This is a genomic window from Peribacillus sp. NPDC058002 (assembly GCF_042886655.1).
GTDB lineage: Bacteria > Bacillota > Bacilli > Bacillales > DSM-1321 > Peribacillus > Peribacillus aracenensis.
Window position 1 is genome coordinate 1 of record NZ_JBHVQU010000164.1, and the last position, 8292, is coordinate 8292.

Here is an 8292-nt window from a genome sequence, read left to right on the forward strand (position 1 = left end):
AAATGAAAATGAACACGATTACAAACAAGGTTATCCGGTATACTGGAACAGAATTGCATACTAAAGGATGGCAACAAGAAGCAGTGCTTAGAATGCTCATGAATAATTTGGATCCTGAAGTTGCTGAACGTCCGGAAGATTTGGTGGTATACGGAGGGATTGGGAAAGCAGCTCGTAACTGGGAATGCTTTGATGCAATCGTCAAATCACTAAAAGAGCTTGAAGAAGATGAAACTTTACTTGTCCAATCAGGGAAACCGGTGGCCATTTTTAAAACGCATTCGGATGCACCACGTGTCCTGCTTGCAAATTCAAATATCGTCCCTGCATACGCGAACTGGGAAACATTCCATGAACTTGATAAAAAGGGATTGATGATGTATGGGCAGATGACAGCTGGCAGCTGGATATATATCGGATCTCAAGGGATCGTACAAGGTACATACGAGACCTTTGCCGAGCTTGCAAAACAACATTTCAATAACTCGTTAAAAGGCACCATTACACTAACGGCAGGTTTAGGAGGAATGGGAGGGGCACAGCCGCTGGCAGTAACGATGAACGGTGGTGTCTGTATCGGGATCGATGTAGATGAGACAAGAATTGACAGGAGGATTGAGACTCGTTATACCGACGTGAAAACGGATTCATTGGATGAAGCCATTCGTTTAGCCAATGAAGCTAAACTTGCAGGGAAAGCATTATCGATTGGTTTGATTGGGAATGCTTCAGATATTCTACCGGAAATGATCGCAAGGAACTTCATCCCTGATGTCTTGACGGATCAGACTTCGGCCCATGATCCGCTAAATGGATATACTCCTTCAGGCCTGTCAATGGTGGAAGCGGCAGAGTTACGAAATTCGGATCCAGAAAAGTATATTGAACTCTCTAAAGCTTCAATGGCCAAACATGTAAGAGCGATGCTTGAAATGATGGAAAAAGGAGCCGTGACGTTTGATTATGGCAACAATATCCGTCAAGTTGCGAAGGATGAAGGGGTAGAGAATGCTTTTGACTTCCCGGGCTTCGTTCCAGCTTATATCCGTCCACAATTCTGTGAAGGTAAAGGTCCTTTCCGCTGGGTGGCTTTATCTGGGGATCCAGAAGATATTTATAAAACAGACCAAGCCATTTTACGCGAATTCGCTGATAATGAACATTTATGTAACTGGATCAGAATGGCTCAAGAAAAAATTCAGTTCCAAGGTCTGCCTTCCCGCATATGCTGGCTTGGTTATGGGGAGCGCGCCCGTTTTGGTAAAATCCTCAATGATATGGTTGCAAGCGGTGAATTGAAGGCCCCGATCGTGATTGGTCGTGACCATTTGGATTCTGGCTCTGTTGCTTCGCCGAATCGTGAAACGGAAGCCATGAAGGATGGTTCCGATGTAGTGGCTGACTGGCCGATCTTAAATGCAATGGTGAATGCAGTTGGCGGTGCAACCTGGGTTTCCGTACATCATGGCGGCGGCGTAGGAATGGGTTACTCCATGCATGCAGGCGTTGTAATTGTGGCAGATGGCACAAAAGAAGCAGCAGCCAGGATTGAGAGGGTGCTGACAACTGACCCTGGGATGGGTGTAGTGCGTCATGTTGACGCAGGATATGAACTGGCAGAGGAAACAGCACGTGAAAGAGGTATTAATATCCCGATGCTTGATAAAGGAATTGATAAAAAATGACAAAACCAATTTGGATAAAACATGCCGCTCAACTTGCAACCCTTACCTCCGATAGGAAAGGTCCTCGTTCTAAAGAGGCAATGGTTGAGCTTGGTTTGATTGCAGATGGAAGTATATGGATGGAATCTGGTTTAATCCAAGCGATCGGTACGACCAAAGAATTGGAAGAACTCTATGCAGATAGAATGCATGAAGCTGAAGTCTTTGATGCAACTGGCCATTTGGTGACACCTGGGCTAGTTGACCCACATACGCATGTTGTATATGGCGGGAGTCGGGAACGTGAATTTGAAATGCGTCTTGAAGGCGCAACATATATGGACATTATGAACGCAGGTGGGGGCATTCATGCCACCACCCGCATGACAAGGGAAGCAAGTGAAGAAGAATTGATGGAGCAAACCATGCGTCGACTTGATTCGTTTCTCGCTCATGGCGTGACTACAGTAGAAGGTAAAAGCGGTTACGGTATGAATTTGGAAACCGAATTGAAGCAGTTGCGGGTGATGAAGAAGTTACAGGAAGAGCACCCGATCGATCTAGTTCCGACTTTTATGGGAGCCCATGCGGTTCCAAAGGATTATAAAGGCCGCGAGGATGAATTTGTCGATCATCTGATTAATGATATGCTTCCAATCGTCTCTGAAGAAAAGCTTGCTGAATTCAATGATGTCTTTTGTGAAAAGGGGGTTTTTACCCCTGAACAATCAGAGCGGATTTTAAATGCGGGGAAAAAGTATGGCTTGATCCCTAAAATTCATGCTGATGAAATTGAGCCATACGGTGGAGCTGAATTAGCTGCGAAGATAGGAGCCATTTCAGCTGAGCATTTGTTAAAAGCTTCCGATGAGGGGATTACTGCTATGGCGAAGTCAGGCACCATTGCCTGCTTGCTCCCAGCCACCGCCTTGTATTTACGAGAAGAAGCGGCCCCTGGAAGGCGAATGGTTGATGAAGGTGTGGCTGTTGCCATTTCGACAGATTGCAATCCCGGATCTTCACCGACGACATCCATGCCGCTTGTCATGAATCTGGCATGCATTTCGATGCGGCTTACCCCTGCAGAAGCTCTGACGGCGGCGACATACAATGCTGCTTGTGCAATCAACAGGGAAGAAAGGGTCGGTTCCCTCGAAGTCGGAAAACAAGCTGATGTCGTTTTATGGAATGTTGAAAACTATCAGGAGTTGCAATATTTATTTGGGGTCAATCACGTTAAATCTGTATGGAAAAATGGTGTGCAAGTAGTGAATGATAAAGTGAAGACTGATTCCAAAAGCCTTACTGGTCTATAAAATTCACTAAAAGAAGAGAGGCTATACCCATCGACCCTTCATTAGGTTGACCGGATCTCTCATGAAACGCCCATTAATGAACTTCTATGTATCAGGAGCCTCTTTACATCCGCTGGAGTTTTGGCGGATGTAAAAAGGCTTTGATACGTACAATATGATCTAACAGTATTCCATGTTGCCAAAGCAAGAAATGTATCTGATATTTCAGTTGCACTGGTATACATGCTTCTATCCATGGTGGTATCCGCTTGTCATGTTTTTCTGTCTTGATCCGATCTTATCTATGGTGGGCGAAACAGTAAAGACCAAGGTATTCATGGCTGTAATTTATTACAGGCTGCAAAATGCAAACTAGATTTAGGGTCTTAAGATTACTGTTTTTTATGTTTAAAATCAGTCAGTATTGCTGCTCTCTAACAAACATCTAGGAGTGATTACATGTTGAGAAATAACTATCGTTATTTTATCATTTTTATGATTATTGTTATTACAATCATAAATTATATTGATAGAGGTGCACTTTCATATGCCCAAGCTGAAATAATCAAGGAGTTCAATTTAGATCCAGTAAGTTGGGGGGCAATCCTGGGGTATTTTGGATATGGATATATATTCGGTGCACTATTTGGTGGTGCTTTAGCAGATAAGAAAGGTCCTAAATTCATGTGGATCATTGCCGGAACTACATGGTCTTTTTTTGAAATTGGGACAATATTCGCAGGTCACATAGGTGCAGCATTATTTGGAGGCTCTGCCTTGGCAGGATTTGCGGTGTTTCGTGTTTTATTTGGATTAGCTGAAGGACCTACATTATCAACGATGAACCGAACGATGGCAAACTGGGTATCTCCTAAAGAAAAAGGGTTTGCTGTAGCTCTTGGATTAGTGGGAACGCCAATTGGAGCATTGATTACTGCACCCATCGTAGTAGGTCTTCTAACATTCACTAACTGGAAAGTAACATTTGTTATTCTCGGTATATTAGGTTTTATTTGGGTAGCAATTTGGAACAAAGTATTTACAAACTTACCTGAAGATCATCCAAGAGTCTCGAAAACCGAACTAGAAGAAATTCGAAGAGCAGATAATTTAATAAAAGGTGAGACGAAATTAGACGAACAAATAAATGTACCATGGTACCATTTTTTTAAAAACCCTACGTTAGTATTTAATGCAATTGGATATTTTGCCTTTTTATATGTAAATATTCTATTACTTACATGGACCCCCAAATATCTGCAAGATGAATTTAATTATTCACTTTCTTCTCTTTCATATATTGGTATGATTCCCTGGGTAGGAGCTATTATCACTGGGTTATTGGGTGGTAAAATCTCGGATATATTACGAAGGAAAACAGGGAATTTACGTATTGCCAGATCTTGGTTTACAGTAGTCTCCTTATTTTGTACAGCTGTATGTTTTATGTTGATTCCGACTGTCGAAAGTGCGGCGGCCGTACTTGCTTTAATGTGTATTGGAAATGCCTTTAACTATTTGCCTAATTCCATTTATTGGATCGTGGTTCTGGATACAGAACCGAATAAAGCTGGAACATTTGGCGGGGTAACTCATTTCATTGCGAATCTGGCTACCATAATTGCCCCTACCTTGACTGGAAGTCTTGTCGCCATATATGGATATAATGCCATGTTTATTGCAGCATCAATAGCCGTCACGATCGGCATGTTAGCCATGGTATTCGTGAAGCCTGGCAAACGAGGCAATTCATCGGAAACCACCACTAATATGGTTAGCTAATATAAGGCATAAATGGATGTATATTGATTACGGATTATGTTTTTCACTTTCAGAAGAAGTTTACAAGAGGAGCATCCGATTGATCTAGTTCCTACTTATAAGAGAGCCCGTGCGGTTCCAAAGGATATAATAAAGGCCGTGAGCATGAATTTGTCGAGTAAAAACCCTCTTTAACGCCATTTGTGAAGAGTGATTACTAAAGCCTGAATGGCCTTTAAAAATCACTAAAAAAGGTATGGCGTTGATCTTCCATTTCAGCAGATGAATTGGGCTTTTAGAAGTATTTATCCACATTTAATGGTGTTGAATAGTAGGATGGTGATTTATCATCCTACCCATTGGCAGCGTTCAACACTTTACTGCTTTACAGTGAAATTAAATGAAAGTGTTTCAGGAAATCGGGAAATTAATCTTCCATGTGGAGGGAATTTTATGTGGGTAATCACTATCCATTCGAAAAATGGCATAAAAATGTTTGAGTTTACCACAGAAAAGGAAGCTAGGGAAAAATTTGAGGTAATAGAAGGCTGTAAAATCCTTAGTGAAGTCATTTATTTCAATGATAAACAATTGATCGAATCCTAAAACTATATTTTCAAAATGAAATAGAAATTAAAAGGTATAATGGGTTGATATAAATCATAAAAAGAATACTATTTCATAATACTCTATGTTGAATTTTAGTACGAGTCTTAACCATAAAATGAAAACTATCTACACCATGACCCCTGATGAGCATTTTATAGTGGATAAACATCCTTATTATCCACACATTGCTATAGCAGCAGGTTTCTCTGGACACGGTTTTAAATTCAGCAGTGTCATGGGTGAAATTTTGAGTGACTTGATTATCTCCGGTACTAGCAAGGAAGATATTTCATTGTTTTCTATTAATCGATTCAATAATTAAATGTCATAATATGCTTCACACCATAATCCTCTAATCATGGCCGTTGCTTTCTTCCAAAGGAAACAACGGCTTTTTTTATTGTAATATTTATGAAGAGCTCTTCTTGAATCCGAATTTAATGTTAGGTTATCTAACAAAGTATTGTCGAAATAATTAGAATATGATAGAATGAGAATATTCCGAAATGCGAAACTAGAATTCCGAATTTCGGAACTTGTAGTATTGAGTGAATGAATGAGTACCTACATATTCATATGGATTATTTACTGAAATTTTTGTTAATAAAGGAGAAGGTCGTATGAACACGGTTGATTTGAATTGTGATTTAGGAGAAAGTTTTGGCGCTTACCGTATTGGTAATGATCAAGAGATTTTGGATTATGTAACATCTGTCAATGTAGCTTGTGGATTCCACGCTGGTGATCCGACCGTCATGAGAAAAACGGTTCAGCTTGCTTTGGGGAAAAATGTGAAAATTGGAGCCCACCCAGGTTTACAGGATTTAATAGGATTTGGAAGGCGCAATATGAATATTTCACCACAGGAAGCTTATGATATTGTCGTCTATCAAATTGGTGCATTAAATGGTTTTCTGCAATCCGAAGGCGGAAGTATGCAGCATGTGAAACCGCATGGGGCTTTGTACAATATGGCCGCAAAGAATAAAGAGTTATCAATGGCCATTGCCGAAGCGGTGTATAAAGTGAATCCCGAGCTTATCTTATTTGGTTTGTCAGGCAGTGAATTAATACGTGCCGGACAGGCTATCGGATTGCAAACCGGGAGTGAAGTATTTGCCGATCGTACCTATCAGCATGATGGTTCATTGACTTCCCGATTGGAAAAGGACGCATTGATCGAAAACGATGATGATGCCGTTGCGCAAGTCATTCGCATGGTGAAGGAGGGAAAGGTTCTGTCTCAACAAGGCTCGGATGTGGCTTTAAAAGCAGATACCATTTGTATTCATGGGGACGGGGCACATGCTTTATCCTTTGCTCGGCATGTTAAAGAATCTTTACAATTATCTGAAATAACAGTCAAGTCCTTTTCTTGAAAAACCAAAACCATCAGGAGGTAGTTTCCATTGGAGCCAATTAAAAATACAACAGCACAGGATAAGAATCCAAATAAGCCAAAAATAAACCGCACTTTATTGTTAGGTGCAGCATTCCTAATGGCAACGTCGGCAATAGGACCCGGTTTTTTAATGCAAACAACCGTTTATACCCAAAGTCTTGCGGCAAGTTTCGGATTCGTCATTCTGATTTCGGTCATTCTTGATATATTTGCCCAAACAAATGTATGGCGCATTATTGCTGTATCCGAAAAACGGGGGCAAGAAATTGCAAACATGGTCCTTCCAGGGTTGGGCTATGTACTGGCAGCACTGATCGTTATGGGCGGGCTGGCATTTAATATTGGAAATATTGCAGGAGCAGGATTAGGTCTAAATGCGATGACGGGAATATCCCCCACGACCGGGGCGGCAATAAGTGCAGTCATCGCCGTACTGATTTTTGTAGTGAAAGAAGCAGGAAAAGCGATGGACCGTTTTACGCAAATTGCCGGATTTTTCATGATTTGTTTGATGATTTACGTTGCTTGGACAACCTCTCCTCCAGTCGGGGAAGCGGTAGTGAGGACTTTTGCACCTGATAAAATCGATATTATAGCAATTGTAACGTTAGTAGGTGGTTCTGTAGGTGGCTATATTACCTTTGCAGGGGGACACCGTCTCTTGGATGCAGGCGTGAAGGGCGTTGACTCATTACCACAGGTCACGAAGAGCTCGGTAATGGGGATACTCATAACGACGGTCATGCGTGTTGCCTTATTTCTAGCCGTATTGGGTGTTGTATCGAAAGGTTTACAAATTGATTCGGATAACCCTGCAGCATCCGTTTTTCAACTTGCAGCTGGTAATGTAGGATATAAAATGTTTGGTATTGTTATGTGGGCTGCAGCAATCACGTCAGTTGTTGGAGCGGCATATACATCCGTTTCATTTATCAGAACATTCAGCGAAAAAATTAATAAGAAGGCGAACTGGATAATCATTGGTTTTATTATCGTTTCGACTATTTGCTTTCTATTAATTGGTCAACCGGTTAAAGTGCTGCTAGTAGTCGGGGCCATCAATGGACTCATTTTACCAATTGCTCTTGGAACATTGCTAATTGCTGCATATAAGAAAAACATCGTGGGTGATTATAAGCATCCTTTATGGCTAACGATTTCCGGTGTGTTCGTGGTAGTCATCATGGCGTTAATGGGCGTATATACATTAATGAAACAACTGCCCGCACTTTTTTAATGATTAATGAACGAATATCCATTAAATATAGGTTGAAGTGGTTTGCCAGTTCAAAATAGGAGATGAATACTAATGATCGATCTTTCCCAAGCTACCCCGGCTAAGTTGCGTTCCATGATTCGAAACAATGAATTGATTAAACCGACTGCCGGCATGGCTAACGGTTATGCACAAGCGAACTTAGCCATCTTAAAAAAAGAGCATGCTTTTGATTTTTTATTATTCTGTCAGCGCAATCCTAAATCCTGTCCATTGCTGGACGTTACGGAAATTGGTTCACCCATTCCCGCATTTGCAGCAAAGTCTGGGGATATACGCACCGAT

Annotated in this window: 6 protein-coding genes and 2 pseudogenes; all 8 read left to right on the top strand. The window is 41.3% G+C overall.

What is annotated here, in order from left to right; translation table 11 throughout:
* The first annotated feature begins 8 nt into the window (after positions 1–8).
* Positions 9–1685, top strand: a complete 1677-nt coding sequence (gene hutU / locus ACFVSH_RS20005; RefSeq protein ID WP_342615593.1) for a urocanate hydratase — start codon at positions 9–11, stop codon at positions 1683–1685.
* On the top strand, positions 1682–2980 hold the full coding sequence (hutI, locus tag ACFVSH_RS20010; RefSeq protein ID WP_387707483.1) for an imidazolonepropionase: 1299 nt from the start codon (positions 1682–1684) through the stop codon (positions 2978–2980). Before hutU ends, hutI begins: the two co-directional genes overlap by 4 nt.
* 438 nt (positions 2981–3418) lie before the next feature.
* The gene (locus ACFVSH_RS20015) at positions 3419–4741 is read left to right on the top strand and encodes an MFS transporter (protein WP_387707485.1); all 1323 of its coding nucleotides are present in this window, start codon (positions 3419–3421) and stop codon (positions 4739–4741) included.
* 432 nt (positions 4742–5173) lie between these two features.
* Positions 5174–5326: a hypothetical protein gene (locus ACFVSH_RS20020; RefSeq protein ID WP_179891081.1), complete on the top strand. Its 153-nt coding sequence runs from the start codon at positions 5174–5176 to the stop codon at positions 5324–5326.
* A 127-nt stretch (positions 5327–5453) separates the two neighbouring features.
* A pseudogene (locus tag ACFVSH_RS20025) lies at positions 5454–5651 on the top strand (FAD-dependent oxidoreductase); the annotation flags it as partial.
* A gap of 298 nt (positions 5652–5949) precedes the next feature.
* Positions 5950–6708, top strand: coding sequence for a 5-oxoprolinase subunit PxpA (gene pxpA / locus ACFVSH_RS20030; RefSeq protein WP_387595717.1), 759 nt, complete (start codon positions 5950–5952; stop codon positions 6706–6708).
* Positions 6709–6828: 120 nt separating this feature from the next.
* Positions 6829–7968, top strand: a complete 1140-nt coding sequence (locus ACFVSH_RS20035) for an NRAMP family divalent metal transporter (protein ID WP_387596064.1) — start codon at positions 6829–6831, stop codon at positions 7966–7968.
* A gap of 114 nt (positions 7969–8082) precedes the next feature.
* A pseudogene (locus ACFVSH_RS20040) lies at positions 8083–8292 on the top strand (DUF1445 domain-containing protein); the annotation flags it as partial.